Raw genomic sequence first — 21369 nt, 5'->3', positions numbered from 1 at the left:
TCCGCCGGCGGCGCGCGTCTTTCCCAGGAATTTCACAGGAGGCCGGTCATGGCGACACAGCAGGAGATTGCCGCATGGTTCCAGGAACGGGCAGGCGTCCACTGCGGATACAGCGAATGGTTCGAGATCACCCAGCGGGACGTGGATTCCTTCGCCGACCTCACACGGGACTGGCAGGGGATCCATGTGGATCCCGTCCGCGCCGCCGCCGGTCCCTTCGGAGCCCCGGTCGCCCATGGATTCCTGGTCCTGTCGCTGATCACGTATCTGACCGACAGCCTGCTGGACCTCGACTGGTCCGAGTCGGGGCTGAACCACCGTCTTGACCGGGTGCGCTTCCGCGCCCCGGCCGTCGTCGGGGGCAGGGTGCGCGCGGGGGTGACCCTGCTCGGCGCCCGTATGCGACCGCGCGACTACCTGGAACTGGTGCTGGCCGTCAGGGTTGAGGCGGAGGACCGCGGTGCGGTGTGCACCGCGGAGCAGACCCGCCTCTACCGGACCAGGGCCGATGCCTCACTGCCCCGCTTCCCGGCTCTCGGGACCGGTTCCTCCCGCCCGGACGCCCGCGTCTGACGTGCGCTCGGGCACCGGGGTCTGACAGCGTTGTCCTCCGCATCGGCAGTCCGCCTGGCTCATCCGCCGTGGTCCCGCTCCTCGTCGAGTGGCCGTCGCGCGCCGACCTGGTCGGCGAACTGCCGCCACAGTTCGGCGTTCTTCCGGGCGGTCTCGGCCACGGCGCCCACCTGGTGCAGGGGCACCCTGTCGACGAAGTCCCGCCATTCCTGGGGGGAGATGAGCCGGGACTCGAACCACCGCAGGAAGTCCCGTCCGGTGGTGCTCAACCGCAGCGAGGGATCCTTGCGCAAGCGCTCCAGAGCGTCGGCGCCGGGCTTCCCCGCAGAAGAGGGGGACGGAGTCCCGGGGGCACCGCGACGGTTCCGGGCGGCGGTCCCGGTGCCTCCGGCCGGCGGCCGGCCGCCGGCGGCGGCCATCGCCTTGCGCTGCCGCGGCGGGACCGGGTCCTCCCCGCGCTGTATGCGCGAACGCACGTCCCAGGCCGTGGAGATGGAGATCCCGGCACGCTGCGCGATCACGCGCAGGGGGGTGTCAGGGCTGTTGCTGAGAAGCTCCTGGGCGCGTAACCGGCCCGAGGCTCCGTCCAGCGGCCGCAGGCGGCCGTCCTTCCCCAGCCGGGCTTTCGACTGCGGATTCTCCCCGGTCGAACTTCTGCGCTCGGCGGCCACGGTCTTGGCGGCGAGCCCGACGGCCTCCGCCACCGCCCGGTCGGACCACTGCGGGTGGGTGTCCATGATGCGCCTCGCGGCCGCGGCGCGCTCGGCGACGGACAGCGGCAGCCCGTGGGCGATGTTCGCCCGGACGGCCAGCACGAACGCGTCCTCGGCGTCGCCGTCGAAGAAGCGGACCGCGATCTCCTCCTCACCGCGCAACTCCGCGGCGTGGAGCCGGTGGGTACCGTCGATCACCCGCATCGTCTGCCGGTGCACCAGGATGGGCGGCAGCGCCGCGTCCGCTGCGGCCAGGAGGCGCACATGCTCCTCGGACCTGCGCGCGAGCCTCGGTGAGTCCGCCGGCCTCAGGGACCGGATCCGGACCTTCGCCGTGGCGCTGCGGTCGAGTTCGCCGATCACCCGTGGTCCGGCTCCCGCCGGAGCGCCTTCCACGGGCATGGTGGAGCCGTCATGTGCCAGGCCTGCCATCGCCATCTCCCCCGTCGTACTCGCATGACCCTTCAGATCCTCCCATCAGTAGGTGTAGAGGACACCCTCCGAAAGTAGGAAAGCGGACCATGCCCTCCGACTCCGGGCCGGGCGGCGACCGTCAGCGAGTCCTGCCTGGTCGGACGCCCCAGGCGCGGTCGGGCCCGGGGCCACGCGGCCTCCCGCGGCGGGGCCGCCCCGCGGTGCGCGCTCCCCGGCCCGGGCCGGGGTCCCCCGCCCCGGGAGCCGACGGGGCGCCCCCCACGGACGCGGGACGCGGGGCGGGGCGCAGGCCGGGGCGCCGGAACCGGCGGCTGCGGCCTCAGCGGGCCGCGTTCAGGCGCCGGGCGGCCTCCGTCGCCCAGTAGGTGAGGATCATGCGCGCACCCGCGCGCCGGATGCCGAGCAGGGTCTCGGCGATGGCCGCCTCACGGTCGATCCAGCCCTTCTCGGCGGCCGCCTCGACCATCGCGTACTCGCCGCTGATCTGGTAGGCGGCCACGGGCACGTCCACCGACGCGGCGACCTCGGCCAGGATGTCCAGGTAGGGGCCCGCGGGCTTGACCATGACCATGTCGGCGCCCTCCTCCAGGTCGAGGGCGAGCTCCCGCAGGGACTCACGGGCGTTGGCCGGGTCCTGCTGGTAGGTCTTGCGGTCGCCCCGCAGCGAGGAGCCCACGGCCTCCCGGAAGGGACCGTAGAAGGCGGAGGAGTACTTCGCGGTGTACGCGAGGACGGACACGTCCTCCTTGCCGATGGTGTCCAGCGCGTCGCGGACGACGCCGATCTGCCCGTCCATCATGCCGCTCGGGCCGACGACATGGACGCCCGCGTCGGCCTGGACCTGGGCCATCTCCGCGTAGCGCTCCAGGGTGGCGTCGTTGTCGACACGGCCGTCGGCGGCCAGGACGCCGCAGTGGCCGTGGTCGGTGTACTCGTCCAGGCAGAGGTCCGACATGACCACCAGGTCGTCGCCCACCTCGGCGCGCACATCGCGGATCGCGACCTGGAGGATGCCCTCCGGGTCGGTGCCCGCGGTGCCCAGGGCGTCCTTCTTCGCGTCCTCCGGCACACCGAAGAGCATGATCCCCGCGACGCCCGCCTCGCAGGCCTCGACCGCGGCCTTGCGCAGGGTGTCGCGGGTGTGCTGGACGACGCCCGGCATGGCCTGGATCGGCACCGGCTCGGTGATCCCCTCGCGGACGAAGGCGGGCAGGATCAGGTCGGAGGGGTGCAGCCGGGTCTCGGCGACCATACGCCGCATGGCGGGGGTGGTCCGGAGCCGCCGGGGGCGGGCACCGGGGAAGGATCCGTACGCAGTCATACCGCCACGCTACGCCCGCCGGGGGCCGGCGATTACCGACACCCCGTCGGCGCGGAGGGGACGGCCGGGCCCGCCGCGGCCTGCGCGCCGGGTCGTGTCCGGCACATGGCCGCCGCCCGCCCGCAGGGCGCCGGGCGGGATTCGCCGGACACGGCCTACGGCCGGACGGTGCGGACGATCCACACCGCCGACTCGTAGAGCACCCCGGCGCCGGTGGCATGGGCGGAGATGTCCGTGCGCAGGTCGTCCAGCGCCCGCGCCCGGGTCCGCTCGTCGAGGTCCTCGACCATCCAGGCCAGCAGCCCGCTGACGAAGGCGTACGCCTGGTCTGCGGTCCGCCCGAAGGTCATCGGCAGCTCCACCCCGGTGAGCTCCGGCTCGGCGAAGCCCGCGGCCGTCAGCACCTCCCGCACGACCCGGGGGTCGGCCAGCGAGAACGGCCCCGGTGCCCCGGGCTCCGGTGCGGGCAGGTCCCGTCCCGCCGCGAGGGCGGTGGCGAAGGAGCGGAACCACTCGTTGCGGGACATGTCCTGCCAGACCATGAGCACCAGGCGCCCACCGGGGCGCAGCGCCCGGGCGATGTTGCGGAAGGCGGCCACCGGGCCGGCGAAGAACATGCAGCCGGTGCGGCTCAGCGCCACGTCGAAGGCGCCCTCGGGGAAGGGGTGGGTCTGCGCGTCGGCCTGCTCGTGGCGGACGGTGTCCAGTCCCTCGCGTGCCGCCTCCTCGCGGGCGGCCTCCAGCATCGCGCGGGACAGGTCGACGCCGAGGATCTCGCCGCCGGCGGTGAGCCGGGCGGCGGCCCGGGAGACCAGGCCGGTGCCGCAGCCGATGTCGAGCACCCGTTCGCCCCGGTGGAGGGCGGCGGCGTCCAGGAAGGGGCCCTGGTAGGCGTGGACGCTCCGGTCGAACTGCTCGGCGTGCGCCGCCCAGTAGGCGCCCTCGGGGCCGTCCCAGGAGCGGGCCTGGTCGGCGTTGGACGGGTCGACGTGCAGGGTCCTGCCGGTCATCTCGGTCACCCACCTGCGGATGTGAGCGGCGGTCGCGGCGCGCGGGACGCGCGCCCTCCCTCTCCGGTGTACGCCGCGGACCGGCCGGGATCAAGCACCGCCGGCGGGCTGCGGCCGGTCCGGGCGGGGACCGGGTCCCGGCGGCGGACGGCAGCCCGGCTGCGGCCGGTCCGGGCGGCGGACGGTCCGGGTTCCGTGGACGCGGCCCCGGGACGCGGACGGGGCCGGTGCCCGCGGGTCTCCCCGTCGGCACCGGCCCCGTGCGTCGCGCTTCCCGGGCTCAGGTGGTGGTGCGCCGTCTGCGCCCGCCCGGCCGCCGCTCGGACGGCCGCGTCACATGCTCGCCGGCCTCCAGCGCGGCCGCCCGGCGCGCCGCGCCGAACTCGGCCAGGGCCTCGGCCAGCCGGGTCACGGACGGCTCCGGCGACAGCACGTCCACCCGCAGCCCGTGCTCCTCCGCCGTCTTGGCGGTGGCGGGGCCGATACAGGCGATCACGGTCACGTTGTGCGGCTTGCCCGCGATACCGACCAGGTTCCGCACGGTGGAGGACGAGGTGAAGAGCACCGCGTCGAAGCCGCCGCCCTTGATCGCCTCACGGGTCTCCGCGGGGGGAGGCGAGGCGCGCACGGTGCGGTAGGCGGTGACGTCGTCGACCTCCCAGCCGAGCTCGATCAGCCCGGCCACCAGCGTCTCGGTGGCGATGTCGGCCCGCGGCAGGAAGACGCGGTCGATCGGGTCGAAGACCGGGTCGTAGGGCGGCCAGTCCTCCAGCAGGCCGGCGGCCGACTGCTCGCCGCTCGGCACCAGGTCCGGCTTGACGCCGAAGTCGATCAGCGCGCGGGCCGTCTGCTCCCCCACGGCGGCGACCTTGATCCCGGCGAAGGCGCGGGCGTCGAGCCCGTACTCCTCGAACTTCTCGCGGACGGCCTTGACCGCGTTGACCGAGGTGAAGGCGATCCACTCGTAGCGGCCGGTGACCAGGCCCTTGACCGCGCGCTCCATCTGCTGCGGTGTGCGCGGCGGCTCGACGGCGATGGTCGGCACCTCGTGGGGCACCGCGCCGTAGGAGCGGAGCTGGTCGGAGAGGGAGGCCGCCTGCTCCTTGGTGCGGGGCACCAGGACCTTCCAGCCGAACAGCGGCTTGGACTCGAACCAGGCGAGCCGGTCGCGCTGCGCCGCGGCGCTGCGCTCGCCGACCACGGCTATGACCGGCTGGTGGCCCTCGGGCGAGGGGAGGACCTTCGCCTGCTTGAGGGTCCCCGCGATGGTGCCGAGCGTGGCGGTCCAGGTGCGCTGCCGGGTGGTGGTGCCGGCGACGGTCACGGTGAGCGGGGTGTCGGGCTTGCGCCCGGCGGACACCAGCTCGGCCGCGGCCGCCGCCACGGTCTCCAGGGTGGCGGAGACGACGGCGGTGGCGTCGCTGGCGCCGACCTCGGTCCAGCAGCGGTCGCTGGCGGTCACCGCGTCGACGAAGCGGACGTCCGCGCCCTCGGCGTCCCGGAGCGGGACACCGGCGTAGGCGGGCACGCCGACGGCCGCGGCGATGCCGGGGACGACCTCGAAGGGGATGCCCTCGGAGGCGCAGGCCAGCATCTCGCGGCCCGCGTCCGTGTCCAGGCCCGGGTCGCCCGTCACCGCACGGACGACCCGCTTGCCGCCCCGCGCGGCCTCCATGACAAGATTGGCCGCATCCCGCAGTACGGGGATCGAGGCGGTTGCCGACGCGTCGTCAACAACCGTCAGCTCGGGCGTGCTTACGCCTGCCCGTGCATGGCCGCGGACGACGTCCAGCACGGCGGGCTCGGCGATCAGCACGTCCGCGTCGGCGAGGGCCTCCACGGCGCGCAGGGTCAGCAGACCCGGGTCGCCGGGGCCGGCCCCCAGGAAGGTGACGTGCCCGTGTGCCGGAAGGGCCTGGTGGTTCGAGGTGGTGGGGCTCAAAGTGCTCGCTCCCCCATAAGACCGGCCGCACCCTTGGCGAGCATCTCGGACGCGAGTTCGCGACCGAGCGCGATGGCGTCGCCGTGCGACGTGGGTACGGGACCGGTGATGGACAGCTGCACCAGCGTGGAGCCGTCGGTCGTGCCGACGACGCCCCGCAGGCGCATTTCGGTGAGTTCCCGACCGTCGCCCAGCAGGTCGGCCAGCGCACCCACGGGTGCGGAGCAGCCGGCCTCCAGGGCGGCGAGCAGGGAGCGCTCGGCGCTCACGGCGGCCCGCGTGTGCGGGTCGTCGAGTACGGAGAGCGCGGCGACGAGCGCGGCGTCGTCCGCCGGGCACTCGATCGCCAGGGCCCCCTGGCCGGGGGCGGGCAGGACGGAGTCGACGGGCAGCAGCTCGGTCGCCTCCCCGGACCTGCCGATGCGGCGGAGTCCGGCGGCGGCGAGCACGACGGCGTCGAGCTCCCCGCTCCGCACGTAGCCGATCCGGGTGTCGACGTTGCCCCGGATGGGGACCGTCTCGATCCTCAGCCCGTGGGAGCGGGCGTAGGCGTTGAGCTGCGCCATACGGCGCGGCGAACCGGTGCCGACGCGCGCGCCGTCCGGGAGCCGGTCGAGGGTCAGCCCGTCGCGCGCGACGAGCGCGTCGCGCGGGTCCTCCCGGCGGGGCACGGCGGCCAGCGCCAGTCCCTCGTGGGGTGCGGTCGGCAGGTCCTTGAGCGAGTGGACCGCGAAGTCCACCTCGCCGCGCAGCAGCGCCTCCCGCAGCGCCGCGACGAACACGCCGGTGCCGCCGATCTGCGCGAGGTGCTCGCGGGAGGTGTCGCCGTACGTGGTGATCTCGACGAGCTCGACCTCCCGGCCGGTGGCCCGGCGCACGGCGTCCGCCACCTGCCCGGACTGGGCCATGGCGAGCTTGCTGCGCCTGGTCCCGAGCCTCAGTGCCCTCTCGGTCATACCCGCCCTCGGTTCTTGACGTCTGCGTCATTCAGGTCGGCCCGGCTGACGGAGGCGACCGTCTCCGGGTCGAGGTCGAACAGGGTCCGCAGCGCGTCCGCGTACCCGGCGCCGCCGGGCTCGCTGGCCAGCTGCTTGACCCGCACGGTGGGCGCGTGCAGGAGCTTGTCCACCACACGGCGCACGGTCTGGGTGACCTCGGCGCGCTGCCGTTCGTCGAGGCCGGTCAGGCGGCCGTCGAGGCGGGCCATCTCGCTCTCCACCACATCGGCGGCCATGGTGCGCAGGGCGACCACGGTCGGGGTGATGCGGGCGGCCCGCTGCGCCGCGCCGAAGGCGGCGACCTCGTCGGAGACCAGCGTGCGCACCTGGTCCACGTCGGCGGCCATGGGGGCGTCGGCGGAGGCCTCCGCGAGCGACTCGATGTCCACCAGCCGCACGCCCGCGAGGCGGTGCACGGCGGCGTCGATGTCGCGGGGCATGGCCAGGTCGAGCAGGGCCAGGCGGACCGGACCGGCGGACAGCGGCCGCACCCGGGAGGGGACCGCGGGACCCCGCTCGGTGTACTCGGCGTTCTCGGCCCAGACGCCGTGCAGGGCGAGGTCGTGGGCGGCACCGCCGGTGCCGTCGACGCCCTCGGGCCCGTGGTCGGCCGCGAGGCCCACGGGGCACTCGGTGCCCTCGGCCGCGGAGCCGGGTGCGGTGAAGCCGGTCGCCTCCGCGGCGCCGGGCAGCTCGGCCACCCGCCCGTCCCGGGCGGCGACGGCCGCGAGACGGGCCACCAGGCTGCCTTCGGGCGCGCGCAGGTTCACGGCGGGGGCGCTCTCGGGGACCACGTGCTCGGCCAGGGCGGCGGCCACGGCCTCGGCCGTGAGCACCAGCCCGGTCGCCCCGGTGCAGGAGACGGCGATGTCGGCACGTGTCAGCTCGTCGGCGACCGCGGACATGGCGACGGCCTGGGCGCGCACCCCGCCCGCCGCGGAGAGCGCGGCGGCGAGCCGCTCGGCCCGCTCGGGCGTGCGGTTGGCGATGACGAGCTCGCGCACACCGAGCCGGGCGAGGGTGGTCGCGGCCAGCGCGGACATCGAACCGGCGCCGATGACCAGGGCGCGCCTGCCCGCGGCCCACCGCTCCACGGGCTCGCCGACGGCGAGCTGTTCGAGGCCGAAGGTCACGAGGGACTGGCCCGCACGGTCGATCCCGGTCTCGCTGTGCGCCCGCTTGCCCACCCGCAGCGCCTGCTGGAAGAGGTCGTTGATCAGCCGTCCGGCGGTGTGCTGCTCCTGGCCCCGGGCGAGGGCGTCCTTGATCTGGCCGAGGATCTGGCCCTCGCCGACGACCATCGAGTCCAGTCCGCAGGCCACCGAGAAGAGGTGGTGGACGGCGCGGTCCTCGTAGTGGACGTAGAGGTAGGGGGTGAGCTCCTCCAGCCCGACACCGCTGTGCCGGGCCAGCAGGGTGGACAGCTCGGCGACGCCGGCGTGGAACTTGTCCACGTCCGCGTAGAGCTCGATGCGGTTGCAGGTGGCGAGCACGGCGGCCTCGGCCGCCGGCTCGGCGGCCAGGGTGTCGTGCAGCAGCTTGGTCTGCGCGTCCACGGGGAGCGAGGCGCGCTCCAGCACGCTGACGGGGGCGCTGCGGTGGCTGAGGCCGACGACCAGGAGGCTCATGCCGGCATCACGGCGGGCATGTCCCCGTCAGGCCCCTTCCGGGCCGGGCCCTCGGCGTCCTCGCCGGACTTGCGCTGCTCGTGGAAGGCGAGGATCTGGAGTTCGATCGAGAGGTCGACCTTGCGGACGTCCACGCCGTCCGGGACGTTCAGCACGGTGGGCGCGAAGTTGAGGATCGAGGTGACACCGGCGGCGATCAGGCGCTCGCAGACCTGCTGGGCGGCGCCGGCCGGGGTCGAGATCACACCGATCGACACGCCGTTGTCGGTGATGATCCTCTCCAGCTCGTCGGTGTGCTGGACGGGGATGCCCGCCACGGGCCTGCCGGCCATCGCGGGGTCGGCGTCGATCAGCGCGGCGACCCGGAAGCCGCGGGAGGCGAACCCCCCGTAGTTGGCGAGGGCCGCACCGAGGTTTCCGATCCCGACGATCACGACCGGCCAGTCCTGGGTCAGCCCCAGTTCACGGGAGATCTGGTAGACGAGGTACTCGACGTCGTACCCGACACCGCGGGTCCCGTAGGAGCCGAGGTAGGAGAAGTCCTTGCGCAGCTTCGCGGAGTTGACGCCCGCGGCGGCCGCGAGCTCCTCGGAGGAGACCGTGGGCACGGAGCGCTCCGACAGCGCCGTCAGCGCGCGGAGGTACAGCGGAAGCCGGGCGACGGTGGCCTCGGGGATTCCTCGGCTACGGGTCGCCGGTCGGTGATTTCGGCCAGTTGCCACGGTGCTCCTGCGGGATGAGCGGGGCTACAGGCGGCCGTGGTTCCCCAGACCGCCCCGTCGACAGCAGGCTATGTCTTTGTGAACGCGTGCACAAAGATAGTGTCCGCTTTGTCCGTGCAAAGTGACCGGGGTCACGCGTTCCGGCAGGCGAATTCCGGAACCGCGCACCGCCCGTGAGCGACCGACTCCCAAAAGGCGCGAAACAGTACACACCTCTCGGCCGCTGCGCCTCGCGCGCCACGGGACGACCGCACCGTCCCACTGTGCACCGGGGAACCCTCCCGGCGACACCCCCCGGCGCCCGCGAAACGGGGCCGGACGCGGCCGCGGGCGCCGGCCCGCACGGCCGGGCCGGACTCACTCCTCCAGCGCCCGCCGCAGCCGCCCCGGGTCCACCTTCCAGAAGGTGTGCTGCTCACCGTCGACGAGCACCACCGGGATCTGCTCCCAGTAGGCGCGGTGCAGCTCCTCGTCCCGGGTGATGTCCTTCTCCTCCCAGGCCGCGCCGGCCTCGGCGCACACCCGCGCGACGACCTCCCTGGCGTCGTCGCACAGATGGCACCCGGGCTTGCCGATGAGCGTGACCACGCGTTCGCCGGCCTTCTTCTTCGCACGTCGCAGCAGGGGACTCATGCCCCCATTCTCACCGGCCCCGGCGCCGCGCGGAGGCGGACCCGGGCAGCGCCGTCGCCGACTGTTCACGCCACCGCATCCCCGCAGTTCGGGCGGGCGCGGACGGACTGGCTATGCTCACCGCATGGCCGCACTGGGATGGCTCACCCCCCGTAGGCGCTCCGCCACGGCACGCAGCGTGCTGGCCGGAGAGGCCGCCGCCGAGGCCGCGCGCAAGTCCTCCCTGGCCCTGGAGGCGGAGCGCGGACCCGAGGGCCCGGAGCCGGAAGCCGAACCCGAGTTCCCGGTCGCGGGCGATGTGCGCGCCGCGGCCTTCTTCGACCTGGACAACACCGTCATGCAGGGCGCGGCGCTCTTCCACTTCGGCCGCGGCCTGTACAAGAGGAAGTTCTTCCAGCGCCGCGAGCTGGCCCGGTTCGCCTGGCAGCAGGCGTGGTTCCGGCTGGCAGGCGTCGAGGACCCGGAGCACATGCAGGACGCCCGCGACAGCGCCCTGTCCATCGTCAAGGGCCATCGCGTCTCCGAGCTGATGAGCATCGGCGAGGAGATCTACGACGAGTACATGGCCGACCGGATCTGGCCCGGCACCCGGGCGCTGGCCCAGGCTCACCTGGACGCCGGGCAGAAGGTGTGGCTGGTCACCGCGGCACCGGTCGAGACGGCCACCATCATCGCCCGGCGCCTCGGACTGACCGGGGCGCTCGGCACCGTGGCCGAGTCACTGGACGGCGTCTACACCGGCAAGCTCGTGGGCGAGCCCCTGCACGGGCCGGCGAAGGCCGAGGCCGTGCGGGCGCTGGCCGCCGCGGAGGGCCTGGACCTGACGCGCTGCGCCGCGTACAGCGACAGCCACAACGACATCCCGATGCTCTCGCTCGTCGGCCACCCCTACGCCATCAACCCGGACAGCGCGCTGCGACGGCACGCCCGGGAGCGCGACTGGCGGCTGCGCGACTACCGGACCGGGCGCAAGGCCGCCAAGGTCGGCATCCCGGCCGCGGCGGGCGTGGGCGCGCTCGCGGGGGGCACGGCGGCCGCCGTGGCCCTGCACCGCCGCCGCCGCTGAGCCCCGCCCCCCGGGCCGTACGGGAGGGCGCCCGGCACGGCCGGTCAAGCCCGTACCTCCGCGATCAGCCCCGCGGTCACGACCCGCACGTGTGCCGACACGATCCTGCAACCCTGCGCACCCAAGGCCGCGGCCAGTGGCGATGGCACGGTGCGGGCACAACCGGCCCCGCGGCACGACAGAAACCGATGCAGATCGATCAACAAGCGGTCACTATCTGCGAGCGAAGCCGTCACCAAGACATAACAGAAGGGTCGGAAACGGCGATTTGAGCAACTGGGTGTAGCGCTGCCTGTACGAAGCGTTATTCTCCTCAGACGCATGACGGACCCGGCCGGTCATCACGACGGGTGAACGGTCCCGCACTGCACGTGATGGAAGCTCTGCCTCTGGGAGTCCCGTGTACCCACACGTCGGGGTTGACGCCTCGGGCCTGGCTACGCTGCGCGCAGCGGTCCTCGACCACTTGCGCGGCCTCGTCCCCACCGCGTTCGCCGTCCCCGCCCTCGCCCTGGCCGGTCCCGCCCCCGGACCCGCCGCCCCCTGCTACGCCCTCGCCGACGGCATCGAGGCCGGTCCCGCCCGATCCGCCGTGGCCGACGGGCGCAGGGCGGGCGACGGGCGCACCGTCGCCCGGAGGGGCGGCCGGGGCGGCGGGGCCTCGGCGACCGCCCGCCGCCCCGCGGCCGACAGCGACAGCGCCCGGATGATGGACCTGGTCGAACGGGCCCAGGCCGGTGAGGCCGAGGCCTTCGGGCGCCTCTACGACCAGTACAGCGACACCGTCTACCGGTACATCTACTACCGGGTGGGCGGGAAGGCGACGGCGGAGGACCTGACGAGCGAGACGTTCCTCCGCGCGCTCCGGCGGATCTCCACCTTCACCTGGCAGGGGCGGGACTTCGGCGCCTGGCTGGTGACCATCGCCCGCAACCTGGTCGCCGACCACTTCAAGTCGAGCCGCTTCCGGCTGGAGGTCACCACCGGCGAGATGCTCGACGCCAACGAGGTCGAGCGCAGCCCGGAGGACTCCGTGCTGGAGTCCCTGTCCAACGCCGCGCTGCTCGAAGCCGTCCGCAAGCTCAACCCCCAGCAGCAGGAGTGCGTCACGCTCCGCTTCCTCCAGGGCCTCTCCGTCGCCGAGACGGCGAGGGCCATGGGCAAGAACGAGGGGGCGATCAAGACCCTCCAGTACCGCGCCGTCCGCACCCTCGCCCGCCTGCTGCCCGACGACGCGCGCTGACGCACCCGTCCGCCCTTGCCGCACACCCCGTCCCCCCACCGGTCCCGCGCCCTGCCGCCACGGCCCCGTCCCGCACACCGTGTCCCCCCACCCGCCCCCGCCCCCAACTCACATTCGGTGACGCCTCGATGACGCACTGGTCCGATCATCTTTCGCGCGTAACCCAACTGCCGCGCCGCTCGTTGTGCGGATTGCAGGCTCCCTGTGGAAACGCCATGCCCGCAGCCACTCACTCGTTCGTGTGGATGCACTCAGGGCGGGCAACCCTCCAGCCCCCCGGGGGAGTCGACCGTCATGACGAGAGGAGGTGCCGCCAGTGATCGCGAACGTTTCGGCACACCGGCGGGCGAGCGCCTTCGCCCAGGCCCTGGAAGACCAGGCGGCCGAGCAGCCCGACGAGTCGGTCGAGGAGACCGACCACGCGCGTCTGCTGAGCCTGGCGCACGGTCTCGGCGAGCTGCCGAAACCGGAGATGGACCCCGAGGTCAAGGTCGTCCAGCGGGCACAGCTCGTGGCCGCGATGGAGGCGATGCTCCAGGAAGGCGGCGCCGAGGGGGCCACGGGCCCTACGGTGCCCGAGCAGCGGACCCACGGCCGGGGCGCCCACCGGGCTTCCCCGCTCGGGAAGTTGCGACCGAGGTCCCGCTGGTCGAAGGGGCTCGCTGCCGGCGGGCTCACCGTCGGCGTGGCCGCCGGGGCGTTCAGCGGCGTGGCCGCCGCCAGCTCCGACGCCCTCCCCGGTGACTCGCTGTACGGGCTCAAGCGCGGCATGGAGGACTTCCGGCTCGGGCTCGCCGACGACGACTCCGACAAGGGCGAGCTCTACCTCGACCAGGCGTCCACCCGGCTCAGCGAGGCCCGGCGGCTGATGGAGCGCGACCGGGCCGGGTCCCTGGACCACGAGTCGCTCAGCGAGGTCCGGCGCGCCCTGACCGGCATGCGCAACGACGTCACCGAGGGCCACCGGCTGCTCAGCGCGGCATACGAGCGGGACGGCTCGCTCGCCCCGATGGCCACGCTCGACTCCTTCTCCCGGTCCCACCGCGACACCTGGGACGGACTCCGCAACCGGCTCCCCGTCCAGCTCACCGACGTGGGCGAGGAGGTCAGTTCGGCCTTCGACGCCATAGACCAGGAGGTCGGGCCCCTGGAGTCGCTGCTCCCGCGCCCCGCGGAGAAGGAGCGGCGCACCGGCCCCCGCAGCCCCGGCACCCCGCAGGACGCGGGGCGCGCCACCTCCCCGGGAAGCGCGGCGCCCTCGGCACCCGCCTCCGACGGCGGCGCGAAGCCCGGCGAGGAGCGCTCCACACCCCGGCCGTCCGGTTCCGGAACGGAGACCGAGGACGAGGGGCTGCTCGGCGGCACCACCAGCGGGCTGCTCGATCCGCCCGCCCAGGAGGCGTCCCCCGCCCCGTCGGCTCAGGACGGCGAGGAGCCGGCCCCCGACGTCACCATTCCCCCGCTGCTCCCGGGGATCCTGCCGGGTCTCGGACTCGACGCCGAGGACCGCTAGGGAGGGCACCCGGTGGGCGCACCGGCCGGAAGGCCGGCGCCCCCACCGGGCCCGGTCGCCCTCGGCCCGGGCTCCGGGCTCCGGGCTCCGGGCTCGAAGCAGCGTCAGAAGAAGACCGACCGGCGCTGGACCAGCAGCTTGTACAACGTGTGCTGGATCTGCTCCCGCACCTGGTCCGTCAGGTTGAACATCAGCATCGGATCCTCCGCCGCCTCCGGAAGGTACCCGTCCGTGGGAATCGGCTCCCCGAACTGGATCGTCCACTTCGTCGGCAGCGGCACCGCTCCGAGGGGCCCGAGCCAGGGGAACGTCGGCGTGAGCGGGAAGTAGGGAAAGCCCAGGACCCGCGCCAGCGTCCTGGCGTTGCCGATCATCGGGTAGATCTCCTCGGCCCCGACGATCGAGCACGGCACGATCGGCACACCCGCCCGCAGCGCCGTGGACACGAACCCGCCGCGGCCGAAGCGCTGGAGCTTGTACCGCTCCGAGAACGGCTTGCCGATGCCCTTGAAGCCCTCGGGCATCACTCCGACCACCTCGCCCCGGCGCAGCAGCCGCTCCGCGTCCTCGGCACAGGCCAGCGTGTGGCCGGCCTTGCGGGCGAGCTCGTTCACCACCGGCAGATGGAAGACGAGATCGGCGGCGAGGAGCCGCAGATGGCGTCCGGCGGGGTGGTTGTCGTGGACGGCGACCTGCATCATCAGGCCGTCCAGCGGCAGGGTGCCGGAGTGGTTGGACACCACCAGGGCCCCGCCCTCGGCCGGGATGTTCTCGACGCCCTTCACCGTGACCCGGAAGTACTTCTCGTACAGCGGCCGCAGCATCGACATCAGCACCTGGTCGGTCAGCTCGGCGTCGTAGCCGAACTCGTCGACCTCGTAGTCGCCGGTGAGCCGGCGGCGCAGGAAGGCGAGCCCTCCCGCGATGCGCCGGTCCCAGTCGCCGCGGGCGCCCTCCTCCGGCTGCGGCACCGCCCCGGGCGCGGGCGCGGCCGGCCCTCCCTGCGCCGGGGCGGCCTCCGCCCGGGGCTCGGGCCGGTCCTCGGGCCGGGGTTCCGGCAGGGGCTCCGGCGCAGCCTCCATCCGGCGCGCTCCGCCGTCCCGGGTGCCGCGGGTCCGCCCGGCACGGCGGTCCGCGGCACCCGGCTCGCGGACGGGGCCGTCACCGGCCGCGGCGGCCCGCTCGGCGCTCCGCCGGGCCGGGCCGCCGGAGCGGCGGCGCGACGGCCGCTGCGCACCCCCGCGGGAACGGTCGTCGTCGAAGGGAATGACCTTGGCGTCCGCCATCGTTGCCTGTGCTCCTTGTCCCGGACTGTCCTGCGCCACGTCTGCGGCCCGCCGGACGCCGCCTCGCCGGCGCCGTGCTCCGACCCCTACCCGGCGCCCTGGTACTCCGCGTCCCCGGCCCGCCGCACGGGCAGCGCCGCCGCCACCTCGTCCACCGCCTTCGCCACCAGCTCCGGCGGCAGCAGGCCGGGGCCCTTGCTGCGCGCGAAGTCCGCGAACGCCTCCGCGGTCGTGAACCGGGGCTCGAAACCGAGGGTCTCGCGCATCTGGACGGTGCTGACGACCCGGCCGTGCGTGAGCAGCCGGATCTGTTCGGGCGAGAAGTCGGTGACCCCGACCGTCCGGAGTGCGGAGCCGAGCCAGGTGACCGCCGGCAGCAGCACCGGCATCGTGGGCCGTCCCAACCGCCGCGAGCACTGGGAGAGGGTCAGCACCCCGTCGCCGGCGATGTTGAAGGTGCCGCTGTTGAGCGTCCCCCGGCGCGGCTCGTCGCGGGCGAGCATGAGGACGTCGAGCACGTCGTCCTCGTGGACGAACTGGAGCCGGGGGTCGTAGCCGAACACCGTCGGCATCACCGGGAGCGAGAAGAACTCGGCCAGGGGCGAGTCCGCTCCGGGGCCCAGGATGTTCGCGAAGCGCAACACGCACACGGCGACGTCGGGGCGGCGGCGGGCGAAGCCCCGGACGTATCCCTCGACCTCGACGGCGTCCTTGGCGAAGCCTCCGCTGGGCAGCGACTTCGGCGGGGTCGTCTCGGTGAACACGGCCGGATCGCGCGGGGCGGAGCCGTAGACGCTGGTGCTGGACTTCACCACCAGCCGCCGGACCGTGGGGGACTTCTGGCAGGCACCGAGCAGCTGCATGGTGCCGATGACGTTGGTCTCCTTGACCGAGGCGCGCCCGCCCGAGCCGAGCGGCGTCCCCGTGACGTCCATGTGCACCACCGTGTCCACGGCGTGCTCGGCGAGGACCCGGGCGATGGCGGGACGGCGGATGTCGGCGCGGACGAACTCCGCGCCCCCGAGCTGGTGGGCGGGCGGTACGGCGTCGACGCCGATCACGCGGTCCACGTCCGGGTCACGCCGGATGCGGCGCACCAGGCGACCGCCGAGCGGCCGGGCCACACCGGTGACGAGCACGATCCTGCCCAAGATCAGCGCCTTCCCTCGGTCCTGGCGTCACCGTAGCGCGTCGGTGTTGCGCTGTGATGACCGCGCGGCGCACTTTTGCCAGGACCTTTCGTTCCGGACCCCGGACGGGTGCGGCCGGATCGGGTGCCACCGCACCGCGGGGGCCGGGACCCGGTTCACGGGAAGGCGCCGGGTCCGGACACGCCTCGGCCCTCCCCCCGTGGACCGGGGGGAGGGCCGAGAAGCGTACAGCCGCCGCCTACTTCTTGTTGCGGCGCTGAACGCGCGTGCGCTTGAGCAGCTTGCGGTGCTTCTTCTTGGCCATCCGCTTGCGCCGCTTCTTGATAACAGAGCCCACGACTACCCTCGCTCACTTCTCTTCACTCGGTGCGGGGCGTCTGGGCCCACACGACCTACGTCGGCCTAGCCTACCTGCCGCCGGGTGAGGGACGTAATCCGAGTGCAGCCGTCAGGCACCGGTCACGCCGATTCCACCCCCACGAAGGATTCGCGGAGATACTCGTGCACCGCCTGTTCCGGTACCCGGAAGGACCTCCCCACCCGAATCGCCGGCAGATGACCGCTGTGCACCAGCCGGTACACCGTCATCTTCGACACCCGCATCACCGAGGCGACCTCCGCCACGGTAAGGAACTTGACCTCGTTGAGAGGCCTCTCGCTGCCAGCAGCCATGACCACCTGTACCTTCCGCACCCGACGCGCACCGGCTTCCCCTCCGGTGACTCTTCGTCGCTGTGCGCTCACTGCCCAGAGTAGGGGCGTGTGATGCAAGTGGGGAAGAGGAGCTGCAATCCCCCGGCTACGACGGCGGAAAGGACCGGTGGAGCACATACCCCGTGAGGGGCCGGTACCTGTCCGCCCGGACCGCGTCGTCAAGCGGAACGGCGACGGACACCCTGCCCTCCGCCTCGCCGACGAACAGCGCGGGGTCGTCTGTGTCGGCGAGCCCGATGGCTTCGATACCCAGCTGACCTGCCCCGCAGACCCAGCCGTGATCCCCGACGACCAGCTCGGGCAGCGGCCCTCCGCCCGCCGCGGCCGCCTCCAGGGCGATCCTCACCGGCAAGGGGGAATGGCTGTGCACCCCCGGCCCCCGCAGGCCGGGCTCCCGGACCTGGCCCACTCCCCGTACGTACGCCAGGACCAGCGGACGTACGCCGAACCGGGTCGTTATGTCGACACATCGCCCCTGCGCCGGGGTGAGGACAGGGCAGCCCGCCGCCGACGCCGCGTCCGCCAGATCGGCGTAGAACCCGAGCAGGCGGTGCGGATGGCCCGTTCCGAAGAGTACCGGCGCACGCCGGCGCACGGCGTCGCCGAGGCGCGCCGCGAAGGCGTCCAGGGCGCGCAGCGTCAGATCGGGGTCGATGGCGTCCCGGCCGGTCCTCAGCGCGGGGTCCGCGGAGACGCCGCAGCGGTCGGCCATGAGGGCGAGCAACTCCCGCTCGTCCCAGCGGTCGAGGGGTTCGAGGCCCAGGGTCACCCGGGGGTCGCGGGCCGCGAAGGCGCGATAGCTGCGCCGACTGGCCTCCCGGGGGGTCGCCACGTCCCCGGCCAGCCGGGACGCCAGCAGATGCGCGCGCAGCGCTGGGGTGCTCAACACCCCTCCGATGCTGGCGCAGCCGGACGGCGGTGAGGCGGGAACCCGCGAAACGGCCCCCTGTTGGCCTAATCCCGGCCGGAACCGCACCCACCGGGAGATCGGACCGATCCCGGTCCCGGACGAGGACGCCGAGGGTGGGCGGCTCTCCCGGTGCCCGCCCGGGGACCCGCGATCAGGCCAGCAGGCCGCGCAACGGGAACACGGCCCGCCGGGTCGCCAGAACGGCCTGGTCCAGCCGGTCCGCGGGGTCGTAGCCGTCCTCCCAGCCGCGCACCCGGACCGGCCACCGGCCGTCGGTCATGCGCCCCGGGGCGAGCTGCCGCGTGCGGGCGTACACCTCCGCCCGCCAGGAGGAGGGAATGACCGACTCGGGCTCCACCGGCCGGTGCGCGGCGATCCCCACCAGGTGGGTCCACGACCGGGGCACCACGCCCACGACCTCGTAGCCCCCGCCGCCGAGGGCGAGCCACCGGCCCCCGGCATGCGCATGGGCCAGGTCGTGGCAGGCGAGCTGCACGGCGCGCTGGGCGTCCAGCGACACGGCGAGATGGGCCAGCGGATCCTCGAAGTGGGTGTCCGCGCCGTGCTGGGTGACCAGGACCTGCGGGGCGAAGTCGGCCAGCAGCTCGGGCACCACGGCGTGGAAGGCGCGCACCCAGCCCTCGTCCCCGGTCCCCGCCGGCAGGGCCAGGTTCACGGCGGATCCCTCCGCGGCCCCCTCCCCGCCGGTCTCATCCGGCCACCCCGTCTGCGGGAACAGGGTCCCGGGGTGCTCGTGCAGGGAGATCGTCAGCACCCGGGGGTCGTCCCAGAACGCCGCCTGGACGCCGTCCCCGTGGTGCACGTCCACGTCGACGTAGGCCACCCGCTCCGCCCCGAGCTCCAGCAGCCGGGCGATCGCCAGCGCCGCGTCGTTGTAGATGCAGAAGCCCGACGCGCCGCCGGGCATGGCGTGGTGCAGCCCTCCGGCGAAGTTCACCGCGTGCTCGGCCTCACCCCGCCACAGGGCCTCCGCGGCGCCCACCGACTGCCCGGCGATCAGGGCCGAGGTCTCGTGCATGCCGGCGAAGGCCGGGTCGTCGACCGTGCCCAGCCCGTAGGACTGGTCGGCACTGCGCGGCTCCCGGGAGGCGGCACGCACCGCGGCGATGTAGTCCTCGCGGTGCACCAGCCGGAGCGTGGAGTCGCCCGCCGGCTTCGCGGCCACCACCTCGACGGCCTGGTCCAGGCCGTAGGCCCGCACCAGGCCCATGGTCAGTGCGAGGCGTACCGGGTCCATCGGGTGGCTGTTCCCGAAGTCATAGCCCGTTACCGCCTCGTCCCACATCAACAACCCGCGGCCGCTCATGGGGGCCACCGTATCGGTCCGGTTGAGCGGCGAACGACCGGGCGTACACCAGCGTCACCAGGACGAGCACCATCGGCACCAGCATGGCCCCGCGGGGGCTCCAGGCGTCGCCGAGTCCGCCGACGAGCGGCGAGCCGACGAGGAAGCCCACATAGGTGAAGACGTTCAGCCGGGCGACGGCCGCGTCGCTGCCGCCCCCACCGAGCCGACCCGCGGCGGCGAAGGTCTGGGGCACGACCACGCACAGCCCCACTCCCAGCAGGGTGAACCCGGCCATCCCGGTCCAGGGCCCGGGAGCCGCGGCCACGAGGGCGAAACCCGCCGCCGCCAGCAGCGTCCCGACGCGCACCACGGCCACGGCACCGAACCGCCGCACGGCCCGGTCCCCGGCCGTGCGGCCGATCAGCGTGGTGGCCATGTAGAGGTTGTACGGGACGGTCGCGAGCGCCTCCGACCCTCCGAGCACGTCCTGGACGTATGTGGCGCTCCAGTTGGCGACGGTGGCGTCGCCGATGTACGCGAAGGCCATCACCAGGCACAGCGGCGCCAGCGCGCCGAAGGGCACCGCGGCGGTGCGGGCGCTCCGCTCCTCGCCGGAGGCCGTGGCCGGGGGAGCGTCCACGTACCAGCGCGAGGCGGCGAGCACGGCGGGCCCCAGCACCAGGACGACGGGGAGGCAGGGGACGACCAGCGGGAGCCGTCCGTAGGCACCCACCCAGGCGAGCGAGGCGCCGAGGATCCCGCCGAGGCTGAAGGCCGCGTGGAAGCCGAGCATGATGCTGCGCCCGCAGGCCCGTTGGAGGCTGACGCCGAGCATGTTCATCGAGGCGTCGAGCGCCCCGACGGCCAGGCCGAACAGGCAGAGCGCGGCGGCCGCCTGCCAGAGTTCCCGGCCCGTGGCGACCGCGAGCAGGGAGAGCAGCACCGCGGGCTGCGACCACCGCAGCACCGTGCTCGGGGGGACGCGTCGCACCAGCCCTCCGGTGGCCAGGCTGCCGAGGCCGGCGAGGACGGGGACGGCGGCCAGGAAGAGCGGCAGCAGGCTGTCGCCGATGCGGTAGCGGTCCTGGATCGCCGGAATGCGGGTGACCAGCAGGGCGAACGCCGCACCCTGGACGAGGAACGCGAAGGCCAGGGAGCCGCGTCCGCGGCGCAACCGCGCGTCTGTCATGGCCGGTCAGCGTAGGGCCACGGGCTACCGTGCGGTAGGGAGGGCGCGGGGGCTCCTTCGGCGGCCAGGGCGCGGGGCCCGTCTGCCGCGCTCCGCGGTCGGCTCGGGGAGCCGGGCGCGGTGCGGGCGGCGCGGGGGCGTCAGTCGAGCAGCGGCAGGAGCTCCGGCATGGCCGCGAAGTGGCCCGCGGCACCGGCCAGCGCGGCTGCGGGGGTCATGGCCGTGAACCCGTACACGTCCATGCCGGCGGCGAGCGCGGCCTGGACGCCGAGCCTGCTGTCCTCGACGACCACGCAGCGCCCGGGCGCGGTGCCCATGCTGCGGGCCGCGTGCAGGAAGAGGTCGGGTGCGGGCTTGCCCCGGCCCACGTCCTCGGCGCTGAAGACGGTGCCGTCCCCGAACCACCGGTCCAGCCCGGTGACGCGGTGCCCGGCCCGGATGCGCTCATGGCTTCCGGACGAGGCGAGGCAGTAGGGGATTCCGTCGGCCGCGAGGGCCCCGAGGACGTCCTCGGCTCCGGGGACGGGCTTCAGCTCCCGGGCGAAGGCGGCGACGGTACGGGCGTGCAGGGTCGCGTCGAAGTCGGCGGGGAGGGACCGGCCGGTGCGCTCACGGACGAGGTCGTGTACCCGGTGGACGGCGGAGCCCATGTAGTCGCGCAGCGAGTCCTCGTAGGAGGTCGGGTGTCCCAGCTCGGTCAGATAGCCGGCGAGGACGGTGTTCGCCAGGGGTTCGCTGTCGACGAGTACACCGTCGTTGTCGAAGATGACGAGGTCGTAGCGCATGGCTTCGACCCTATGCCACCCGGTTGGCGGGGTGGCCGGGGGCGCCGGGGCTTCGCCTTGCCTCCCGGCGGCCGGTGTCGCGGATCCTTGCCCCGGACACTCTCCACGCCCCCCGGAAACCGGTCCGGAAACGCGAAAAAGCCCCGGAACACACACGGTGTTCCGGGGCTCTCCCCAACAATAGTTCGGCGGCGTCCTACTCTCCCACAGGGTCCCCCCTGCAGTACC

Annotated in this window: 20 protein-coding genes; 4 read left to right on the top strand and 16 right to left on the bottom strand. The window is 74.0% G+C overall.

From position 1 onward, the window contains the following. Window positions 1-48 precede the first annotated feature (48 nt). On the top strand, window positions 49-573 hold the full coding sequence (locus tag ACGF15_RS15925; protein WP_362608767.1) for a MaoC/PaaZ C-terminal domain-containing protein: 525 nt from the start codon (window positions 49-51) through the stop codon (window positions 571-573). A 59-nt stretch (window positions 574-632) separates the two neighbouring features. Here ACGF15_RS15925 and ACGF15_RS15920 read toward each other — a convergent pair whose 3' ends face one another. The 8 genes from ACGF15_RS15920 to ACGF15_RS15885 form a co-directional block, all read right to left on the bottom strand. Further along, complete coding sequence (locus ACGF15_RS15920) at window positions 633-1718, bottom strand: ParB N-terminal domain-containing protein (protein WP_392799471.1); 1086 nt, start codon at window positions 1716-1718, stop codon at window positions 633-635. A 322-nt stretch (window positions 1719-2040) separates the two neighbouring features. Further along, window positions 2041-3042, bottom strand: a complete 1002-nt coding sequence (gene hemB, locus ACGF15_RS15915; protein ID WP_345616342.1) for a porphobilinogen synthase — start codon at window positions 3040-3042, stop codon at window positions 2041-2043. A 155-nt stretch (window positions 3043-3197) separates the two neighbouring features. Continuing rightward, window positions 3198-4052 (bottom strand): class I SAM-dependent methyltransferase, encoded by an 855-nt coding sequence (locus ACGF15_RS15910; RefSeq protein WP_392799468.1) that lies wholly within the window; start codon window positions 4050-4052, stop codon window positions 3198-3200. Between the two features lie 280 nt (window positions 4053-4332). Continuing rightward, window positions 4333-5994, bottom strand: coding sequence for a uroporphyrinogen-III synthase (locus ACGF15_RS15905; RefSeq protein ID WP_345616340.1), 1662 nt, complete (start codon window positions 5992-5994; stop codon window positions 4333-4335). Further along, window positions 5991-6950, bottom strand: a complete 960-nt coding sequence (hemC, locus tag ACGF15_RS15900) for a hydroxymethylbilane synthase (protein WP_345616339.1) — start codon at window positions 6948-6950, stop codon at window positions 5991-5993. The genes ACGF15_RS15905 and hemC overlap by 4 nt, the downstream gene beginning before the upstream one ends. Next, window positions 6947-8620 carry a glutamyl-tRNA reductase gene (locus ACGF15_RS15895; RefSeq protein ID WP_392799463.1) on the bottom strand — a complete coding sequence of 558 codons (1674 nt, stop codon included), beginning with the start codon at window positions 8618-8620 and terminating at the stop codon, window positions 6947-6949. Before ACGF15_RS15895 ends, hemC begins: the two co-directional genes overlap by 4 nt. After that, window positions 8617-9342 carry a redox-sensing transcriptional repressor Rex gene (locus ACGF15_RS15890; RefSeq protein WP_345616337.1) on the bottom strand — a complete coding sequence of 242 codons (726 nt, stop codon included), beginning with the start codon at window positions 9340-9342 and terminating at the stop codon, window positions 8617-8619. Before ACGF15_RS15890 ends, ACGF15_RS15895 begins: the two co-directional genes overlap by 4 nt. A gap of 357 nt (window positions 9343-9699) precedes the next feature. Continuing rightward, a complete protein-coding gene (locus tag ACGF15_RS15885; RefSeq protein ID WP_345616336.1) occupies window positions 9700-9975 on the bottom strand; it encodes a glutaredoxin family protein in 276 nt (91 codons plus the stop codon). 124 nt (window positions 9976-10099) lie between these two features. Here ACGF15_RS15885 and ACGF15_RS15880 point away from each other — a divergent pair, with 124 nt between their 5' ends. The 3 genes from ACGF15_RS15880 to ACGF15_RS15870 all read left to right on the top strand — a co-directional run bounded on the left by ACGF15_RS15880 (window position 10100) and on the right by ACGF15_RS15870 (window position 13797). Next, window positions 10100-11041, top strand: coding sequence for an HAD-IB family hydrolase (locus ACGF15_RS15880; protein WP_362608779.1), 942 nt, complete (start codon window positions 10100-10102; stop codon window positions 11039-11041). Window positions 11042-11441: 400 nt separating this feature from the next. Next, complete coding sequence (locus ACGF15_RS15875) at window positions 11442-12284, top strand: ECF subfamily RNA polymerase sigma factor, BldN family (protein ID WP_345616334.1); 843 nt, start codon at window positions 11442-11444, stop codon at window positions 12282-12284. Between the two features lie 316 nt (window positions 12285-12600). Next, complete coding sequence (locus ACGF15_RS15870) at window positions 12601-13797, top strand: DUF5667 domain-containing protein (RefSeq protein ID WP_345616333.1); 1197 nt, start codon at window positions 12601-12603, stop codon at window positions 13795-13797. A 104-nt stretch (window positions 13798-13901) separates the two neighbouring features. Here the strand turns inward: ACGF15_RS15870 and ACGF15_RS15865 are convergent, their stop codons facing one another. From ACGF15_RS15865 to ACGF15_RS15830, 8 genes are all read right to left on the bottom strand, one after another. Continuing rightward, window positions 13902-15083 (bottom strand): lysophospholipid acyltransferase family protein, encoded by a 1182-nt coding sequence (locus ACGF15_RS15865; RefSeq protein WP_392799457.1) that lies wholly within the window; start codon window positions 15081-15083, stop codon window positions 13902-13904. Window positions 15084-15169: 86 nt separating this feature from the next. Beyond that, window positions 15170-16234 carry an NAD-dependent epimerase/dehydratase family protein gene (locus ACGF15_RS15860; RefSeq protein ID WP_392799454.1) on the bottom strand — a complete coding sequence of 355 codons (1065 nt, stop codon included), beginning with the start codon at window positions 16232-16234 and terminating at the stop codon, window positions 15170-15172. A gap of 238 nt (window positions 16235-16472) precedes the next feature. Beyond that, the gene (locus ACGF15_RS15855; protein ID WP_003948845.1) at window positions 16473-16571 is read right to left on the bottom strand and encodes a 30S ribosomal protein bS22; all 99 of its coding nucleotides are present in this window, start codon (window positions 16569-16571) and stop codon (window positions 16473-16475) included. Window positions 16572-16693: 122 nt separating this feature from the next. Continuing rightward, window positions 16694-16906 carry a helix-turn-helix domain-containing protein gene (locus ACGF15_RS15850; protein ID WP_014046653.1) on the bottom strand — a complete coding sequence of 71 codons (213 nt, stop codon included), beginning with the start codon at window positions 16904-16906 and terminating at the stop codon, window positions 16694-16696. A 127-nt stretch (window positions 16907-17033) separates the two neighbouring features. Continuing rightward, a complete protein-coding gene (locus ACGF15_RS15845; RefSeq protein ID WP_392799451.1) occupies window positions 17034-17837 on the bottom strand; it encodes a phosphatase in 804 nt (267 codons plus the stop codon). A gap of 172 nt (window positions 17838-18009) precedes the next feature. Beyond that, window positions 18010-19185 carry an acetoin utilization protein AcuC gene (locus ACGF15_RS15840; RefSeq protein WP_362608789.1) on the bottom strand — a complete coding sequence of 392 codons (1176 nt, stop codon included), beginning with the start codon at window positions 19183-19185 and terminating at the stop codon, window positions 18010-18012. Then, window positions 19136-20356, bottom strand: a complete 1221-nt coding sequence (locus tag ACGF15_RS15835) for an MFS transporter (protein WP_392799448.1) — start codon at window positions 20354-20356, stop codon at window positions 19136-19138. Before ACGF15_RS15835 ends, ACGF15_RS15840 begins: the two co-directional genes overlap by 50 nt. Window positions 20357-20496: 140 nt before the next feature. Then, window positions 20497-21141 carry an HAD family hydrolase gene (locus tag ACGF15_RS15830; RefSeq protein ID WP_345616327.1) on the bottom strand — a complete coding sequence of 215 codons (645 nt, stop codon included), beginning with the start codon at window positions 21139-21141 and terminating at the stop codon, window positions 20497-20499. Between the last annotated feature and the right edge of the window lie 228 nt (window positions 21142-21369).

Origin of the sequence: Streptomyces sp. NPDC048001 (assembly GCF_043203115.1) — a bacterium.
In the GTDB taxonomy this organism is placed as follows: domain Bacteria; phylum Actinomycetota; class Actinomycetes; order Streptomycetales; family Streptomycetaceae; genus Streptomyces; species Streptomyces sanyensis.
The sequence above is the reverse complement of the archived record's forward strand: the minus strand, read 5'-3'. Positions and strand labels throughout refer to the sequence as shown.

Excerpts from the sequence above, each read along its gene's own strand:
- ACGF15_RS15830 (WP_345616327.1), bottom strand. The coding sequence starts at position 21,141 with ATGCGCTACGACCTCGTCATCTTCGACAACGACGGTGTACTCGTCGAC.
- hemB (WP_345616342.1), bottom strand. The coding sequence starts at position 3,042 with ATGACTGCGTACGGATCCTTCCCCGGTGCCCGCCCCCGGCGGCTCCGG.
- ACGF15_RS15885 (WP_345616336.1), bottom strand. The coding sequence starts at position 9,975 with ATGAGTCCCCTGCTGCGACGTGCGAAGAAGAAGGCCGGCGAACGCGTG.
- ACGF15_RS15895 (WP_392799463.1), bottom strand. The coding sequence starts at position 8,620 with ATGAGCCTCCTGGTCGTCGGCCTCAGCCACCGCAGCGCCCCCGTCAGC.
- ACGF15_RS15880 (WP_362608779.1), top strand. The coding sequence starts at position 10,100 with ATGGCCGCACTGGGATGGCTCACCCCCCGTAGGCGCTCCGCCACGGCA.
- ACGF15_RS15910 (WP_392799468.1), bottom strand. The coding sequence starts at position 4,052 with ATGACCGGCAGGACCCTGCACGTCGACCCGTCCAACGCCGACCAGGCC.
- ACGF15_RS15865 (WP_392799457.1), bottom strand. The coding sequence starts at position 15,083 with ATGGCGGACGCCAAGGTCATTCCCTTCGACGACGACCGTTCCCGCGGG.
- ACGF15_RS15925 (WP_362608767.1), top strand. The coding sequence starts at position 49 with ATGGCGACACAGCAGGAGATTGCCGCATGGTTCCAGGAACGGGCAGGC.
- hemC (WP_345616339.1), bottom strand. The coding sequence starts at position 6,950 with ATGACCGAGAGGGCACTGAGGCTCGGGACCAGGCGCAGCAAGCTCGCC.
- ACGF15_RS15920 (WP_392799471.1), bottom strand. The coding sequence starts at position 1,718 with ATGGCAGGCCTGGCACATGACGGCTCCACCATGCCCGTGGAAGGCGCT.
- ACGF15_RS15840 (WP_362608789.1), bottom strand. The coding sequence starts at position 19,185 with ATGAGCGGCCGCGGGTTGTTGATGTGGGACGAGGCGGTAACGGGCTAT.
- ACGF15_RS15850 (WP_014046653.1), bottom strand. The coding sequence starts at position 16,906 with ATGGCTGCTGGCAGCGAGAGGCCTCTCAACGAGGTCAAGTTCCTTACC.
- ACGF15_RS15835 (WP_392799448.1), bottom strand. The coding sequence starts at position 20,356 with ATGACAGACGCGCGGTTGCGCCGCGGACGCGGCTCCCTGGCCTTCGCG.